This is a genomic window from Brevibacterium sp. Z349TD_9, from assembly GCF_056173565.1.
In genome coordinates this window covers 551,793-569,154 of sequence record NZ_CM149680.1, presented here as the reverse complement: position 1 = coordinate 569,154, position 17,362 = coordinate 551,793, and the positions used below count along the sequence as shown (strand labels likewise).

Below are 17,362 nucleotides of genomic sequence, written 5' to 3'. Positions count from 1 at the left end.
GTCAGTTCACCCCTTCCGCGGTGAGCTGGGATTCGACGATCTCCTGGTAGGTCGCATTGGTCTCGAGGAGTTCGTCGTGGGTGCCGCGGCCGACGATCTTCCCATCGTCGAGGACGAGGATCTGGTCGGCGTCGCGGATCGTCGAGACCCGCTGGGCGACGACGACGACCGTCGACTCTCCCGTGGTGCGTCCGAGGGCTTCCCGCAAACGGGCATCGGTGGCGACGTCGAGGGCGGAGAACGAATCGTCGAAGACGTAGACGAGCGGCTTGGCAGCGAGCGCTCGGGCGATGCACAACCGCTGACGCTGACCGCCGGAGAAGTTCGTCCCGCCCTGGGAGACGCTCTCCTCGAGCCGGTCGGGCTTCTCGGCGACGAAGTCGGCGGCCTGTGCGGTCTCGAGCGCCTCCCACAGCTGCGCGTCGTCGGCGAACTCGCTGCCGAAGCGCAGGTTCGAGGCGATCGTGCCGGAGAACAGGTACGGCTTCTGCGGGACGAGGCCGACGAGCTGAGCGAGCTGCCGGCGGTTGAATGCACTCACGGGCACACCGTCGATGAGCACCTCGCCGGCCTGCGGGTCGATGAGCCGCGGGATGAGCCCGACGATCGTCGACTTGCCGGATCCGGTCGCCCCGATGATCGCCGTCGTCGTGCCCGGCTGGGCGGTGAAGGTGAGGTCCTCGAGGACCGGAACCTCGGCGCCGGGATAACCGAAGGTGACGTTGCGGAACTCGAGTTCGCCTCGGCGGGGCAGCTCCGCGACCCCGTCGGGGATGACCATCGACGATTTCGTGTCGAGGACTTCGCAGATGCGTTCGGCGCACACGACGGCACGCGGGATCATCATCACCATGAACACGCCCATCATCACGGCGACGAGGATCTGGAGGAGGTACTGGAGGAACGCGGTGAGCGACCCGACCTCCATGACACCCGCGTCGACGCGGTGCCCGCCGAACCAGAGGACGGCTGCGGTGGCGAGGTGGAGGATCATCATGATCGCAGGGAACATGAGGACGAAGAGGTTGCCGACCTTGACCGAGGTCTCGGTCAGGGCGCGGTTGGCGTCGGCGTACCGGTCGGCTTCGAACGGCTCGCGGACGAATGCGCGGATGACCCGGATGCCGCTGATCTGCTCCCGGAGGACTCCGTTGATGTCGTCGACCTGGTCCTGCATACGCCGGAACAGCGGCATGAGGAGGACGACGAGGATGCCGACGACGACGAAGAGGACGGGCACCGAGACCCAGACGAGCCACGAGAGCCCCGGGTCCTCACGGAAGGCCATGATGATGCCGCCGATGCACATGATCGGGGTCGAGACCATGAAGTTGAGCGTCATGAGGACCAGCATCTGCACCTGCTGGACGTCGTTGGTGTTGCGGGTGATGAGGGTGGCGCTGCCGAACCTCCCGACCTCGAGCGTCGAGAGTTCGTCGACGCGGCTGTAGATCGCACGGCGGATGTCGCGGCCGACTCCCATCGCCGACCGGGCCCCGAAGTAGATCGCGGTGACCGCGGTGATGACCTGGACGAGGCAGACGATGAGCATCGTCATGCCCGTCGACCAGATGAAGTCGGTGTCGCCCTCGGCCACACCTTCGTCGATGATCCGGGCGTTGAGGCTCGGCAGGTAGAGGGCGGCGATCGTCGACGCCAGCTGGAGGACGACGACGAAGACGATGAAGAGCCAGTAGGACTTCGCAAATTTCAGGGTCAGGCGCAAGAGGGCCACAGTGGACATCCTGGGGTTCGTGATTCGAGACTGAACAGTCGAGTGCTGAGAGCGCAACACATCATCTTACATCGATCCTCCTCCTTCGCATGATCCGGATCCGCCGAGCGCCGTGCCCTCAGGACACCAGACGGCACTGACACGAGCCGGGAATCCGCGTGCCTCCTCGCATTGTCGGTGCACCCCCGTACGCTTGAGGGCATGAGCACAACACTGCAGGACCTCGTCAACCGCGCCGTCTTCCTCTCGACGGAGACGCAGACGCATTTCGGCGGCCTCATCGCCGATGCCGCCTGGGAGGTCGACTTCACCGCGGATCCGCATCTCACGTTCACCGACGAGGACGGCGCAGCGCTGCGCACCCGACCGCATCTCCTCGGATCGGAGTCGACGTCCCAGGGGACATGGCTGTGGGGGTGGGAGAACATCAACGAGTTCCCCGAGGCCGTCGTCGGCCTCTCCCACGAGGTGCGGAAGTTCGGAGCCGCAGAGGATCTCAGCGAATTCGTCACCCCGGAACTCGACCTCGACGACGAGCTCGCTCTGCGTCTCACGCTCGCGGCGAAGGAGGCGACCGGCAAGTGGGCGCACTATCCGGCTGCGGCCGGTGCGGGGACGACGGTCTGGCTGCTCGTCGACGTGCCCGAGCTCGTGCTTCCCGAGCCCACGGTCAAGGCATCCGTGCGCGCCCTCATGCAGGGGCTGACCCAGACGACGGTCAACGACCATCGCGCCGCCCTCGCAGCGTACGTCGCCAAGCGCGGCATCCCCACCGCACCGCTGGCAGGTGGCGGCCTGCGACTGCTCTTCGCCGACGGCAGCGCCGACATCAGCTTCGACGAGATGCGACGGATCTCCAACTGCGAGGTCCACGCCCCCCTCGAGGGAGAAGCCGCGACGCAGTACTCGGAGATCACCGGAATCACGGTGGCGACCGAGGAGCCGACCCCGGCCGCCGCCTCGCCTGCGGAGACGCCGACTCCCGACCGCGCCGAGGCTCCGGTCGCTGCCGACTCCTCCCCCGAGGCCGACGAGGCAGCCGCTGCGGCGGGCACCACGGGTGAGGAATCGTCCGCAGGGACTTCGACTCCTGCACGTCCGGAGGAGCCTCGGTCCGACCGTGCCGAAGTGCCGGCTGCAGAGACCCCTGAGCGCTCCGATGTCCGACCCTCCCCCGCCGAGGCGGCCGCTGCCACGGCCGGAACCGACCGTGGCGCGGAGGCTGAGTCCGAACCCGCCGCTCGCGAGCGGGACACCGCCTCTGCCGAAGGCGAGGCCGCACCGGCCGACGAGGCCGCGCGCAGCGAGGAGCCCAAGGAGAAGAAGAAGGGGCTGTTCTCCCGCCTGTTCGGCCGCTGAGTGTCGCGAACCGTACGGCGCTGTCGGGGTCGGGGCGGCAAGGCGAACCCTGCCGTCTATGGGCACGATCAGCGGTTGATCGGTTCCCGGGGCGACCAGCTGAAGTCGCGGTCGAAGAGGTAGCGCCTCTCCGAATCGCTGACGAGCGTGAGGTCGAGGCCCTCGCCCGAGAGCCTCAGGTCTCCCGAGCCGGCTTTCACAAATGCGAGGCTGATCGTCGTCTCCACGTCTCGGATGAGGCCCTGATCGCCGTTGCGCTTCGGGTAGAGGGACAGCGTCACCGTACTGCCGTCCTCGAGCGAGTACATGCCGTCCTGGTAGGTCCCGTCCGTGTACCGGATGGCCGCCCTCGCCCGCCCTGCCACGGCGATCTGCCCGAACGCGACCTGACTGATCTCAGACCCCGCGAAGGTCCGCTGCCCGACGTCGGTCACGCGGTAGACCCCTGCGATCGCCGACGGCGCGTCGGGTTGGCCCCAGTTCGCGCGGAGCCCCAGGGCGAGGCCCGAACCGACGACAAGGACGAGGGCGAGCAGTGGACTTGCCCACCGCACAACGGCGCGGAAGCGACGGTTCTCGGTGATCGTGCCCTGCACCGGCGGTCCGGTCGGCAACCCGACGACGAACCGTCCGAGCCGCACGATGTTGGGAAGGAGCAGGATGAGCCCAACGAGGGCCATCAGCCCGGAGAGCTGCTTCACGGGCACGTCGAACGTGAGGTTGAGCAGGAAGACGACCGACATGTCGATAGCGGCGAGAAGCGCCCCCAGCCAGGCGGTGCGGCGGAAGAGGAGGAGCACGGCCGCTGCGACTTCGGCGAGGCCGGCGAGCAACTGCACCGTCGGCGAGAACGCCATGAATCGCCAGAGCAGGCCCATCGGGCTCATCTCACCGTATTGGACGAGCGCATCGGCGAAGTCCGCGTACCCCATCTGCATATGGAAGACCTTCGACCAGCCGTAGATGAGGAGGTAGCCGGCCAGCCAGAGCCGCAGCAGCCAGTGGCCGGCCCACAGGAGGCTGGTCACCACGGCTCGAGTGCGGGAACGGGACGGATGCGTTCCCTGGTCAGGTGCTGTGGAGACTACAGTGTCGTTGCGCATGTCTTCAGGTTAGAGTCGCCGAGGCGGCGCCTCCATGCGGATTTCACGTCAGTGAGGGACTGGAAAACCCCACCCGACGCGCATGGTCACTTTTGCCGGTGAATGAAAAAGTGGGGGCACCCCTTCGAAAAGGAGTGCCCCCACCAACAATTATTGCGGCAGTCACTTACTCTCCCACAACCACCAAGTTGCAGTACCATCAGCATGACATGGGCTTAGCTACCGGGATCGGAACGGTTAACCGGGCGTTTCCCCACCACTATCACCACCGCAAAACCATCAGACAACCACCACACACGAGAGTGTGTGTGGTAGTGGTCCAAGAACCGTACAGCGAACGCGAACACCATCGTGTCATCTCGTCAAAAAATCGTTAATGCTTTTCACGCACACACCAACCCTCTTGGGTTGTGTGAGTGATCGGCGTATTAGTACCAGTCAACTCCACACCTCACAGTGCTTCCATACCCGGCCTATCAACCCAGTGTTCTCCTGGGCACCTCTCCCCACAAAGGGATGGAAATCTCATCTCGGAGCAGGCTTCCCGCTTAGATGCTTTCAGCGGTTATCCTTCCCGAACGTAGCCAACCAGCCATGCACCTGGCGGTACAACTGGCACACCAGAGGTTCGTCCGTCCCGGTCCTCTCGTACTAAGGACAGCCCTCCACAAATTTCCTACGCACGCAGCGGATAGGGACCGAACTGTCTCACGACGTTCTAAACCCAGCTCGCGTACCGCTTTAATGGGCGAACAGCCCAACCCTTGGGACCGACTCCAGCCCCAGGATGCGACGAGCCGACATCGAGGTGCCAAACCATGCCGTCGATATGGACTCTTGGGCAAGATCAGCCTGTTATCCCCGAGGTACCTTTTATCCGTTGAGCGACCACGCTTCCACAAGCCATGGCCGGGTCACTAGTCCCAGCTTTCGCTCCTGCTCGACACGTCCGTCTCACAGTCAAGCTCCCTTGTGCACTTACACTCGACACCTGATTGCCAACCAGGCTGAGGGAACCTTTGGGCGCCTCCGTTACTCTTTAGGAGGCAACCGCCCCAGTTAAACTACCCATCAGGCACTGTCCCTGAACCCGATCAGGGTCCGAAGTTAAGGAATCCAGAATGGTCAGAGTGGTATTTCACTTGCCGACTCCACCCGATCTGGCGACCAGGCTTCAACATCTCCCACCTATCCTACACAAACCACACCGAAGCCCAATACCAAACTATAGTGAAGGTCTCGGGGTCTTTCCGTCCTGCTGCGCGTAACGAGCATCTTTACTCGTAATGCAATTTCGCCGAGTTCGTGGTTGAGACAGCAGAGAAGTCGTTACGCCATTCGTGCAGGTCGGAACTTACCCGACAAGGAATTTCGCTACCTTAGGATGGTTATAGTTACCACCGCCGTTTACTGGGGCTTAAATTCTCCGCTTCACCCCAAAGGGTTAACGGGTCCTCTTAACCTTCCAGCACCGGGCAGGCGTCAGTCCGTATACATCGACTTACATCTTCGCACGGACCTGTGTTTTTAATAAACAGTCGCTTCTCTCTGGCCTCTGCGACCACCACCAGCTCCCAACCGCAAGGGCTGTTCACCAGGATGGCCCCCCTTCTCCCGAAGTTACGGGGGCATTTTGCCGAGTTCCTTAACCACGATTCTCTCGATCACCTTAGTATTCTCTACCTGACCACCTGTGTCGGTTATAGGGTACGGGCAACACACACCCTCACGTCGATGCTTTTCTCGGCAGCAGAGGATCACCAGATCACCCCACCACTGTGGGGCGCCCATCAGCTCTCACACTTGTGTGGGGACGGATTTGCCTACCCCCACATGCTACGACCTTAGACCACGACTACCATCGCGTGGCCTGGCTACCTTTCTGCGTCACACCTCACGCTTACCGACTCCACACTCAGGTCCTCACCGGTCCACCCAAACCAAGTACCGAAGTACTCAGGGGTGAGCGATGAGTTAGTGTCATGTGTTTTGGTATTGTCGGTTGTGTGTCGGTACCAGAATATCAACTGGTTGTCCATCGACTACGCCTGTCGGCCTCGCCTTAGGTCCCGACTTACCCAGGGCGGATTAGCCTAGCCCTGGAACCCTTGGTCATCCGGTGGACGGGTTTCTCACCCGTCTTTCGCTACTCATGCCTGCATTCTCACTCGTGACGCCTCCACCACTCGTTCACACGGCGACTTCACTGGCGACACGACGCTCCCCTACCCAACACCACACCATTACAGTATCGTGATGCTGCCACAACTTCGGCGGTGTACTTAGCCCCGCTACATTATCGGCGCTCAATCACTTGACCAGTGAGCTATTACGCACTCTTTCAAGGGTGGCTGCTTCTAAGCCAACCTCCTGGTTGTCTTCGCAACTGAACATCCTTTCCCACTCAGCACACGCTTAGGGGCCTTAGTTGATGGTCTGGGCTGTTTCCCTCTCGACAATGAAGCTTATCCCCCACTGTCTCACTGCCACGCTGAACCTTACCGGCATTCGGAGTTTAGTTGACGTCAGTAACCCGGTGGGGCCCATCAGCCATCCAGTAGCTCTACCTCCGGCAAGAACCACGCAACGCTGCACCTAAATGCATTTCGGGGAGAACCAGCTATCACAGAGTTTGATTGGCCTTTCACCCCTAACCACAGGTCATCCCCTCCATTTTCAACTGAAGTGGGTGCGGGCCTCCACAACATCTTACTGCTGCTTCACCCTGCCCATGGCTAGATCACTCCGCTTCGGGTCTAGGACACGCGACTGGACCGCCCTATTCGGACTCGCTTTCGCTACGGCTACCCCACACGGGTTAACCTCGCCACGCACCGCTAACTCGCAGGCTCATTCTTCAAAAGGCACGCCATCACACCAACACGGGTGCTCTGACGGATTGTAAGCACATGGTTTCAGGTACTCTTTCACTCCCCTCCCGGGGTACTTTTCACCATTCCCTCACGGTACTGATCCGCTATCGGTCATCAGGAAGTATTTAGCCTTACCAGGTGGTCCTGGCAGATTCACACGGAATTCCACGAGTTCCGTGCTACTCGGGAGAGTGTGTAACACTGGGGCCACGCGTTTCGTCTACGGGACTCTCACCCACTCCGGTACTGTTTCCCACCAGCTTCGACTACACGTAAGCACTCATCAGCGTCTCGGTCATGCTGAACCGAACACACACACCCCACAACACCATGTACGCAACACCAGCACGCTTGACACGCACACGGTTTAGGCTCATCCAGTTTCGCTCGCCACTACTCCCGGAATCATTCTTATTTTCTCTTCCTACGGGTACTGAGATGTTTCACTTCCCCGCGTTCCCTCCACACACCCTATATATTCAGGTGCGGGTCACCGCACTCGCATGCGGCGGGGTTCCCCCATTCGGACATCCTCGGATCACAGCCCGTTTATCGGCTCCCCGAGGCTTATCGCAGATTTCCACGTCCTTCATCGGCTCCTGATGCCAAGGCATCCACCATGCGCTCTTACACACTCACACCCACCCCTAGAGGTTGGTATCAGTGTGCGCGAAAATATCACACTAAGATTTTTTGACTCAAAGAAAATCACACTACACACCAGCACAAAGGCTGGTGCTTGATGCTCGCGTCCACTATACGATTCTCAAACCACTACCAATCACCACCCCAGCCAGCACCAGCACTGCTGCTGCCTCTGGGTTGGGTCGGTGCCTGGTGAAACCACTTGTGGTTCCAGGACCCAACAGCGTGTCTGTTCTATCCGACCACCCACCCACCGTGCCCGGGGCATTGACCCCAGCCCGGCTGGTTGGGCGAGCGAAGTATGTGATGTTCCACCCTTGAGCAACCCACCCGAACCACACATGGGTTCTGTTGGTGGGCACCATACTGGTGTGCTCCTTAGAAAGGAGGTGATCCAGCCGCACCTTCCGGTACGGCTACCTTGTTACGACTTAGTCCCAATCACCAGTCCCACCTTAGACGGCCCCCTCCTTACGGTTAGGCCACCGGCTTCGGGTGTTACCGACTTTCGTGACTTGACGGGCGGTGTGTACAAGGCCCGGGAACGTATTCACCGCAGCGTTGCTGATCTGCGATTACTAGCGACTCCGACTTCACGTAGTCGAATTGCAGACTACGATCCGAACTGAGACTGGCTTTAAGGGATTCGCTTGCCCTCACGGGTTCGCCTCTCTCTGTACCAGCCATTGTAGCATGCGTGAAGCCCAAGACATAAAGGGCATGATGATTTGACGTCATCCCCACCTTCCTCCGAGTTGACCCCGGCAGTCTCCTATGAGTTCCCACCATCACGTGCTGGCAACATAGAACGAGGGTTGCGCTCGTTGCGGGACTTAACCCAACATCTCACGACACGAGCTGACGACAACCATGCACCACCTGTACACCAGCTTCAAAGAAGAGGACCTGTTTCCAGGACGGTCCGGTGTATGTCAAGCCTTGGTAAGGTTCTTCGCGTTGCATCGAATTAATCCGCATGCTCCGCCGCTTGTGCGGGCCCCCGTCAATTCCTTTGAGTTTTAGCCTTGCGACCGTACTCCCCAGGCGGGGCACTTAATGCGTTAGCTACGGCGCGGAGAACGTGGAATGCCCCCCACACCTAGTGCCCAACGTTTACGGCATGGACTACCAGGGTATCTAATCCTGTTCGCTCCCCATGCTTTCGCTCCTCAGTGTCAGTTACAGCCCAGAGTCCCGCCTTCGCCACCGGTGTTCCTCCTGATATCTGCGCATTTCACCGCTACACCAGGAATTCCAGACTCCCCTACTGCACTCTAGTCAGCCCGTACCCACTGCACGCGCAACGTTAAGCGTTGCGTTTCCACAGCAGACGTGACCAACCACCTACGAGCTCTTTACGCCCAATAATTCCGGACAACGCTCGTACCCTACGTATTACCGCGGCTGCTGGCACGTAGTTAGCCGGTACTTCTTCTGCAGGTACCGTCACTTGCGCTTCTTCCCTGCTGAAAGCGGTTTACAACCCGAAGGCCGTCATCCCGCACGCTGCGTCGCTGCATCAGGGTTTCCCCCATTGTGCAATATTCCCCACTGCTGCCTCCCGTAGGAGTCTGGGCCGTGTCTCAGTCCCAGTGTGGCCGGTCGCCCTCTCAGGCCGGCTACCCGTCGTCGTCTTGGTGAGCCATTACCTCACCAACAAACTGATAGGCCGCGAGCCCATCCCCAACCGAAAAAACTTTCCACCACCAGACATGCGTCCGACGGTCGTATCCGGTATTAGACCCAGTTTCCCGGGCTTATCCCGAAGTCAGGGGCAGGTTACTCACGTGTTACTCACCCGTTCGCCACTCATCCACCCGGTGCAAGCACCAGGCTTCAGCGTTCGACTTGCATGTGTTAAGCACGCAGCCAGCGTTCGTCCTGAGCCAGGATCAAACTCTCCATAAAAAACTTCTTACTTCAGTGATCCCGGCAAGACAGTCACCCATCCACGGGGGTGGACGGTGACCCCACCATGAACCGAAACAGTCCATGGATTTTGGTTGTCTTACCAGAAAAAATTTCTGGCATCACATTGTTCAAACAAACACGCTATTGGATTCTCAAACCACAAACACACACCCACACCACACACGAATATTCGCGTGCTCGCTGGGGGCATCCACAGGATTGCGTCCGCCCGATCCACACACCCGGACTGTCCTGGCCAAACTTGTGTTTGCGCTGGTGACACCCGGTGGAAACACCGCGTTGTTGTGGTGTTCCCGGTGAGGCGAACGAGATATAACTCTAGACCACCAGAACACCCCCACGCAACCCCGAAACCACACCAGGCAGGGTGACAACCACCACATGACCCACGCCACCCGAATCGGGCCGCGCCAGCCGCCTCGAATCGAGCACTGCAACCCAGGACCAGGACCATCAGCGAGCCGCGCGCTGAGACGCAGCGTTTCGCCAGAAGCCGGCACCCGAGAGTCCGATGCTCGCCACGCTACGGTGACCTCATGAGCGAGCCTGCCGCATCTCCCGTCCACTCCCCCACCGCCGTCATCGCCGGCGCCTCAGGATTCATCGGCCGCTCACTCATCGGCCCGCTCGAGGAGTGGGGCTACCGGGTGCGCACGATCGGTCGCGGTAGCTCTGCCGATACCGGATGGGATGACCCGGACGGCATCAGAGTCACAGTCGACGGCGCCGATCTCCTCATCAACCTCGCCGGCCGAAGCGTCGGATGCCGCTACACCGACCGTAATCGGCAAGAGATTCGGGATTCCCGCATCCTCACGACCCGGGCACTCCACGACGCGGTGAGCTCCGCCTCGGCGCCGCCGCGGCTGTGGATCAACGCGAGCACGGCGACGATCTACCGTCACGCGATCGACCGCCCGCAGACCGAATCGACCGGAGACATCGGGGAGGGATTCTCCGTCGACGTCGCCACCGGCTGGGAAGCGGAGTTCTTCCGCGGCAAACTGCCGCGCACTCGCCGCGTGGCCGCCCGGATGGCGATCGTCCTCGGTGATGGTGCGGCCCTGAGCATGCTCGCGACGGCCGCTCGCTTCGGCGCAGGCGGTCGCCAGCTCGAGGGACGGTGGTTCGGTCATCGGCGTTACCGTGGAATAGGACCGCACGCCTCCGGACCGACCGTGTGGCGGGGGCACGAGCCGACTCACGGCCGTCAGCGCTTCAGCTGGATCCACATCGACGACCTCGTCGCCGCGATACGCTTCATCGACACGCATCCGGAGATCTCGGGGCCGGTCAATCTCTCCAGCCCGGGAGTCTCGGACAACGCCGCACTCATGGCCGCCCTGCGCAGCGCGGTGCGGATGCCGATCGGGATCCCCGCGCCGAGGTGGCTCCTCGAGACCGGCATGGCGGTCCTCCGGCAGGAGTCGGAGCTCGTCCTCAAGAGCCGGTGGGTCCTGCCGGAGAGGCTCGAAGCCGCCGGCTTCGACTTCCGCTGGACCGACGTCAGCGCGGCGGTGAGGAGTCTCCTGCGCTGACGAAGAGGTGAGACGGTGGCGGAGTGAGGCGACACCCGAAGCGCGACGGTTGGTGTCCGGCATCGAGCGCCTGGGTCGTCCGCCCGCAGTCAGGCCTGCTCGTCTGCGCTCTCTGTCGCATTCGGCTCCGCTGACCGAGCACCCCATTCGGATGAGTCACTGCCGAGGATCTCGCCAAGCGTCACACGCACCTGCGCAACCGCCTCGGCGCCGATGCGCTCATCAAGCCACGCGTCGAAGCGGGTGATCACCGCCTCGGCGATCTCGACTCCCTCCCAACCGGATGCGGTCAGCCGCACGAGCCGTGCCCTGCCGTCGCTCGGGTCGGGCACGACCTCGACGTAGCCGAGCCTCTCGAGGTGACGGACCTGCTCCCCCATCGCCTGCTTCGTCATCTTCGTCCGCTTCGCGAGCTCCGACGCCCTCGTCCCCTCGGGATCGATGACGAGGAACAGCGGCGCGTGCGCGGACCGGATCCCCGCCAGTCCCGCATGAGCGAGGGCATCGTCGAGGCCGCCGAGGAGGTGCTGCGCCGTCGACGAGAGCAGGGAACCGAGCGGCAGCGGTCGCTCCCGCAGAGGATTGGTAAAGTCCTTGACCATTTCTCCCCAGCCTCCTATCCTGAAATCAGTCAACCACCTTACCATTCGGGCGGCGGCCGTGAGGGCGCGGGGAGTGCGTCAGGACGGGCATCGGAGCCACAGCAGGCGTCACAGGCCGAGACGTGGGGCGGGCAGCAATCACCATGACCACCGCCGCGGACCACGGCGGTTCAGGAGCACAGGAGTGAACATGGAGTACATGGACAGGTACCGCCTGGCAGGCGGTCTCATCTGGACGGCACTCGGCGTCATCGTCGCCGGCATCGGCGTGCTGCAGGGCGTGACGGTCGGTCCAATCGTCACGGCCCTCACCGCACTCACCGTCATCGCGGGCGTGGCAGCTCTGACCCGCAGTCGGTGGGCACGGTGGCTGACCGGCCGTCTCCTCGGCGCGGTCGTCGGGATCGAACTGCTGCTCTCGGTCGCCGATCGCTTCGGACTCCTCGGAGCGCCCGGCGCTCCCGGAGTCTCATGGGGATCGTGGCCGGAGTTCCTCGCCTATGTCGGGGTGCTGCTGCCGTGGGCGCCGAGTCCGCTCGCCGCCGTCGCCGGGGTGATCGCGACGGTCGCCGAGGCGGCACTCGGCACCCTGCTCATCGTCGGTCCGCTGTGGCGCTGGGTCGGCAAACTCGCGGCCGGCCTGCTCCTCTGCTTCCTCATCGCGATGCTGCCGACCGTCGGCTTCGCCGAGGTCGTCCGCTACGGTGTCGTCCTCCAGATCGGCGCCGTCCTCATCGTCTCGGCGCGCGGGTCCTGGCCGAGGCGGGATCACCGCGCCGAGGCGGACGCCTCCCAGCGCCGCCCGATCGACCGGAGCAGGGCCGGGTAGACGAAGAGCAGCCTCAAGGGCTTGATCGCCGTCATGTAGAACGCGCCGAGTCGGCCGTTGGGGCGGACGAGCACGGTCATCCGGCAGACATAGCGGCCGGCGTCGCCGGGCAGCCAGCCCAGGTGCATCGCCGTGTGGACGGTGCGGTTCGCCAGCTCGGCCGCGAACTCGTCCTCGGTCTCAAAGACCAGCGTGAAGGGGTCCACTCGGACGTCCGCGTCGGGTCGGAGGTCGTCGGGCAGCCGCTGCCGCAGAGACGGCACGCGTTCGTCGAGTCCGCCACCGACGTCGTCCCACCCGAGCAGCGCGCCGATCTTCCACCGGGCTGCCCAGAGGACGCGGACGACGGCCGGCGCCTCATCGGGGAACGCGCTGCCGAAGATTGCGTCGACGACCCGGGGCAGCTCGTCGCGGTCTCCGCGGATCGGCAGCTCCCAGACGTCTTCGACCGTGAAGTCGGGAGCGATCTCGTGCATGCGCCAGTGCCTGGAGGTGTAGGCGCTCCGGGGCAGTCTCATGGTCACCTCGATATATACGTAAGCGTATAGAAGCACGCTACCACGGTCTATGCGCTACCGTATAGATCTGAAGTGAGAGAGGTGACCATGGCCCATCCACGAACTCCCCGGCGCGCCTGGATCGACGAGGGCCTGCGGGCACTCGCCGTCGGCGGTCCGGAGGCGGTGAGAGTCGAGGCTCTCGCGCAGTCCCTCGGCGTCACCAAGGGCGGCTTCTACGGCTATTTCGCCGATCGGTCGGCGCTGCTGACGGAGATGCTCGACGTGTGGGAGCACGAGGTGACCGACCGCATCGTCGACCGGACCGAGCAGAGCGCCGGAGACGACCCTCGCGAGCGGCTGCGGCGTCTCGTCGACGTCGTCGACGAGGCAGACGACCGACCTGCCACCGGTGTCGACGTCGAGCTCGCGATCCGCCACTGGGGTCTCCGGGATCCGGATGTGGCACGCCGATTGCGCCGAGTCGATGAGAAGCACCTCGGTTACCTCCGGGAGCTCGTCGGCGAGATCTGCGCCGATCCAGTCGAGGTCGAGGCCCGGTGCGTGATCGCGATGTCGACCCGCCTCGGCGATCACCTCATGCCCGCGATCGCGGAGAGCCGCTCTGCCTACGCGGCCCGCGAGCACATCCTCGACCGACTCCTCGCCTGACGTCCGACGCCGGCTCCTCACGTGACGGCGACGATCGGGCGTTGTCGACCCTCGGTCGACGACGGGATTCAGCCGGCGGCCGCCTCGGCGAGGGCGGGATCCTCGGCACAGTCCGTGCACTCGGGCTGGAGCCCGGCAGCCGTGCACTCCGCGCACCGGAGGTACTGCTTCCGACATTCGAGGTTCGCGCAGTTGACGAATTCGGGAGTCCGCGTCCCGCACTCGACGCAGTGGCCGATCGACTCGGCACCCTCACCGAATTCGACGTGCATGCGCTTGTCGAAGACGTAGAGCGAACCGTCCCAGTAGCCGGTGTTGCCGAAGGTCTCGCCGTAGCGGACGATGCCGCCCTCGAGCTGATAGACCTCATCGAAGCCGCGGTTCTTCATGAGCACGGACAGCACCTCGCAGCGGATGCCGCCGGTGCAGTACGTGACCACGGGCTTGTCCTTGAGGTCGTCGTATTTGCCGGATTCGATCTCGGCGATGAAGTCGCGGGTGGTCTCGGTGTCGGGGACGATCGCATCGCGGAACTTCCCGATCTGCGCCTCCATCGCGTTGCGCCCGTCGAAGAAGACGACCTCATCGCCGCGTTCGTCGAGGAGCTTGTGCAGCGCTCCCGGCCCCAGGTGGACTCCCCCGCCCTGCACGCCGTCGGTCGTCACCGTGATCTCGTCCGTGGTGCCGAAGGTGACGAGTTCGGGGCGGACCTTCACACTCAGACGCGGGAAGTCATCGCCCTGTCCGTTCGACCATTTGATGTCGGCCTTCCGGAACGGTTCGTAGGACTTCGTCGCCCGCACGTAGGCCTTGACCTCGTCGATGTCACCGCCGAGAGTCGCGTTGATCCCATCCTTCGACACGATGACCCGCCCTTTGAGCCCGAGGCTCTGCGCGAGCGTGTGCTGCCACAGCCTGACCGCTTCAGGGTCGGGCAGTGGGGTGAAGACGTAGAAGAGCACGATCTTGGGAGTTGCCATGGCTCCCAGTCTAATTTGCGGACAGTTCGTCCGGCGAGGCGGAGCCCGATCGCCCTCGCCGAGGCGGTTGCCCCGTCCTCGCCGAGGCGGGCTGTCCCAGGGGCGAGGGCGCGCGGCGTTGCCCTGCCCGGATAAGATGGACGGCGAGCTCCGTGTCGTAGGAAAGGGCCACCCAGAGGACATGTCAGAAAACCTCATCTCCGCGAATTCCGAGTCTGCTCGCGCGGACGAGTCCCAGGAGGTCCCGGCGACCTCGAAGAAGGTCAGGGAGACGGTCGAGTTCGCCACCGCGAACCCCGACGTCGACCAGCCGTTCGCCGAACTCGGCCTCAAAGCCGACGAATACGCACGGATCAAGGAGATCCTCGGACGTCGCCCCACCTCGGCGGAGTTGGCGATGTACTCGGTCATGTGGTCCGAGCACTGCTCCTACAAGTCCTCCAAGGTCCACCTGTCGAAGTTCGGCGACTACGTCACCGACGAGATGAAGGAGCACCTCCTCGTCGGCATCGGCGAGAACGCCGGCGTCGTCGACATCGGCGACGGCTGGGCCGTGACCTTCAAGGTCGAGTCCCACAACCACCCGAGCTACGTCGAACCGCACCAGGGTGCTGCGACCGGCGTCGGCGGCATCGTCCGCGACATCATCTCGATGGGCGCCCGCCCCGTGGCTGTGATGGACCAGCTGCGCTTCGGCGCCATCGACCACCCCGACACCTCCCGCGTCGTCCACGGCGTCGTCTCCGGCATCAGCCAGTACGGCAACTCCCTCGGCCTGCCCAACATCGGTGGCGAGACGGTCTTCGACTCCGTCTATCAGGGCAACCCGCTCGTCAATGCGTTGGCCGTGGGCGTCATGCGCCATGAGGACATCCGGCTGGCGAACGCCTCGGGCAAGGGCAACAAGGTCGTCCTCTTCGGTGCCCGCACCGGCGGCGACGGCATCGGCGGGGCCTCGATCCTCGCCTCGGAGTCCTTCGACGACACGAAGCCCTCGAAGCGCCCGGCCGTCCAGGTCGGCGACCCCTTCGCGGAGAAGGTCCTCATCGAATGCTGTCTCGAGCTCTTCCGCGCCGGCGTCGTCGAGGGCATCCAGGACCTCGGTGCCGCGGGCATCAGCTGCGCGACCTCGGAACTCGCCTCGAACGGCGACGGCGGCATGCACATCGCCCTCGACGATGTCCTGCTGCGCGATGACACGCTCACGCCCGAGGAGATCCTCATGTCCGAGTCGCAGGAGCGGATGATGGCCGTCGTCCGCCCCGACCGCCTCGACGAGTTCATGGCCATCGTCGACAAGTGGGACGTCGAGACCTCCGTCCTCGGCGAGGTCACCGACACCGGCCGCCTCATCATCGAATGGCACGGCGACGTCATCGTCGACGTGCCCCCGCGGTCGGTCGCCCACGACGGTCCCGTCTACCAGCGTCCGATGACCGAACCGTCTTGGACCGCCGAGGTGGCCGCGAACTCCGTCGAGTCCGCAGGCCTTCCGCGACCGGAGACCGATGAGGAGCTCAAGGCGACGATGGTCGCGCTCGCGGGCTCGCCCAACCTCGCGTCGAAAGAGTGGATCACCACCCAGTACGACCGCTACGTCCAGGGCAACACCGCCCAGGCCTTCCCCGACGATGCCGGTGTCATCCGCGTCGATGAGGAGTCCGGTCTGGGCGTGGCGATCGCCACCGACGCCAACGGCCGCTACGGCTACCTCGACCCGGCCCGCGGCGCGCAGCTCGCCCTGGCCGAGGCGTACCGCAACGTCGCCACCGCCGGTGCCATCCCGCGGGCGGTCACCGACTGCCTCAACTTCGGTTCCCCCGAGGACCCGGAGATCATGTGGCAGTTCGCCGCCGCCGTCGAAGGCCTCGCCGAGGCGTGCCAGGACCTCGGCATCCCCGTCACCGGCGGCAATGTGTCCCTGTACAACCAGACCGGGGGCGTGGCCATCCACCCGACCCCGGTCGTCGGCGTGCTCGGCATCTTCGACGACGTCGCCCGCCGCACCCCGAGCGGCTGGAAGGAGCCGGGGCAGACGATCTACCTGCTCGGCACCACCGAGGCCGAGCTCGACGGGTCGGCGTGGGCCGACGTCACGGCCGGCCACCTCGGCGGGGTTCCTCCGAAGTACCGGCCGGAGACCGAGCGCGAACTCGCGGAGATCCTCATCAACTCCTCGCGCGACGGGATGGTCGATGCCGCCCACGATCTCTCCGAGGGCGGCCTCTCGCAGGCCCTCGTCGAGTCGTGCCTGCGCTACGGCACGGGGGCGCGGATCTGGCTCGACGAGCTGTGCGAGCGCGACGGCATCGACGTCTTCACCGCCCTGTTCTCCGAGTCGACGGCGCGGGCGATCGTCGCCGTCCCGCGCTCGGAGGAGGTCCGGTTCAAGGACATGTGCACCGCCAGGAACTTCCCATTCATCCGCATCGGCATGACCGACACCGGGGACGGTTCGCCTCAGCTCGAGGTCGTCGACCACTTCTCCGTCGGTCTCGACGAACTGCGCAACGCCCACGCGGAGACCCTGCCGAAGCACTTCGGCTGAGCCGTCCGGCCGGACCGTACAGCGCAGAGCCCCGCCTCTCGACATCTCA

The 17,362-nt window shown here is 63.9% G+C and carries 10 protein-coding genes and 3 rRNA genes; 5 read left to right on the top strand and 8 right to left on the bottom strand.

The window, feature by feature from the left end:
* Window position 1: 1 nt before the first annotated feature.
* Window positions 2–1,744 carry an ABC transporter ATP-binding protein gene (locus AC0VYB_RS02445; protein WP_227007002.1) on the bottom strand — a complete coding sequence of 581 codons (1,743 nt, stop codon included), beginning with the start codon at window positions 1,742–1,744 and terminating at the stop codon, window positions 2–4.
* 192 nt (window positions 1,745–1,936) lie between these two features.
* Between AC0VYB_RS02445 and AC0VYB_RS02440 the strand changes: the two genes are divergently transcribed.
* On the top strand, window positions 1,937–3,094 hold the full coding sequence (locus AC0VYB_RS02440) for a DUF6882 domain-containing protein (RefSeq protein ID WP_119296467.1): 1,158 nt from the start codon (window positions 1,937–1,939) through the stop codon (window positions 3,092–3,094).
* A 68-nt stretch (window positions 3,095–3,162) separates the two neighbouring features.
* Here the strand turns inward: AC0VYB_RS02440 and AC0VYB_RS02435 are convergent, their stop codons facing one another.
* The 4 genes from AC0VYB_RS02435 to AC0VYB_RS02420 form a co-directional block, all read right to left on the bottom strand.
* Window positions 3,163–4,125, bottom strand: a complete 963-nt coding sequence (locus AC0VYB_RS02435; RefSeq protein WP_231882244.1) for a DoxX family protein — start codon at window positions 4,123–4,125, stop codon at window positions 3,163–3,165.
* Between the two features lie 225 nt (window positions 4,126–4,350).
* A 5S ribosomal RNA gene (rrf, locus tag AC0VYB_RS02430) occupies window positions 4,351–4,470 on the bottom strand.
* A 135-nt stretch (window positions 4,471–4,605) separates the two neighbouring features.
* A 23S ribosomal RNA gene (locus AC0VYB_RS02425) occupies window positions 4,606–7,711 on the bottom strand.
* Window positions 7,712–8,097: 386 nt separating this feature from the next.
* Window positions 8,098–9,623, bottom strand: a 16S ribosomal RNA gene (locus AC0VYB_RS02420).
* Together the 16S, 23S and 5S rRNA genes form the textbook arrangement of a ribosomal RNA operon.
* 560 nt (window positions 9,624–10,183) lie before the next feature.
* On the opposite strand from AC0VYB_RS02420, the gene AC0VYB_RS02415 reads away from it, so the two are divergent.
* On the top strand, window positions 10,184–11,185 hold the full coding sequence (locus tag AC0VYB_RS02415; RefSeq protein WP_475385023.1) for an epimerase: 1,002 nt from the start codon (window positions 10,184–10,186) through the stop codon (window positions 11,183–11,185).
* Window positions 11,186–11,274: 89 nt separating this feature from the next.
* On the opposite strand, the gene AC0VYB_RS02410 is transcribed toward AC0VYB_RS02415, so the two are convergent.
* Complete coding sequence (locus AC0VYB_RS02410) at window positions 11,275–11,787, bottom strand: MarR family winged helix-turn-helix transcriptional regulator (RefSeq protein ID WP_009380229.1); 513 nt, start codon at window positions 11,785–11,787, stop codon at window positions 11,275–11,277.
* 190 nt (window positions 11,788–11,977) lie between these two features.
* On the opposite strand from AC0VYB_RS02410, the gene AC0VYB_RS02405 reads away from it, so the two are divergent.
* The gene (locus tag AC0VYB_RS02405) at window positions 11,978–12,616 is read left to right on the top strand and encodes a hypothetical protein (RefSeq protein ID WP_009380230.1); all 639 of its coding nucleotides are present in this window, start codon (window positions 11,978–11,980) and stop codon (window positions 12,614–12,616) included.
* On the opposite strand, the gene AC0VYB_RS02400 is transcribed toward AC0VYB_RS02405, so the two are convergent.
* Window positions 12,556–13,134, bottom strand: a complete 579-nt coding sequence (locus tag AC0VYB_RS02400; RefSeq protein ID WP_009380232.1) for a DUF2867 domain-containing protein — start codon at window positions 13,132–13,134, stop codon at window positions 12,556–12,558. The genes AC0VYB_RS02405 and AC0VYB_RS02400 overlap by 61 nt on opposite strands.
* Window positions 13,135–13,221: 87 nt before the next feature.
* On the opposite strand from AC0VYB_RS02400, the gene AC0VYB_RS02395 reads away from it, so the two are divergent.
* On the top strand, window positions 13,222–13,785 hold the full coding sequence (locus tag AC0VYB_RS02395) for a TetR/AcrR family transcriptional regulator (protein WP_009380234.1): 564 nt from the start codon (window positions 13,222–13,224) through the stop codon (window positions 13,783–13,785).
* Window positions 13,786–13,853: 68 nt separating this feature from the next.
* On the opposite strand, the gene trhO is transcribed toward AC0VYB_RS02395, so the two are convergent.
* Window positions 13,854–14,765, bottom strand: coding sequence for an oxygen-dependent tRNA uridine(34) hydroxylase TrhO (gene trhO, locus AC0VYB_RS02390; RefSeq protein ID WP_009380236.1), 912 nt, complete (start codon window positions 14,763–14,765; stop codon window positions 13,854–13,856).
* A 181-nt stretch (window positions 14,766–14,946) separates the two neighbouring features.
* Between trhO and purL the strand changes: the two genes are divergently transcribed.
* On the top strand, window positions 14,947–17,313 hold the full coding sequence (gene purL, locus AC0VYB_RS02385) for a phosphoribosylformylglycinamidine synthase subunit PurL (protein ID WP_009380238.1): 2,367 nt from the start codon (window positions 14,947–14,949) through the stop codon (window positions 17,311–17,313).
* Window positions 17,314–17,362 lie beyond the last annotated feature (49 nt).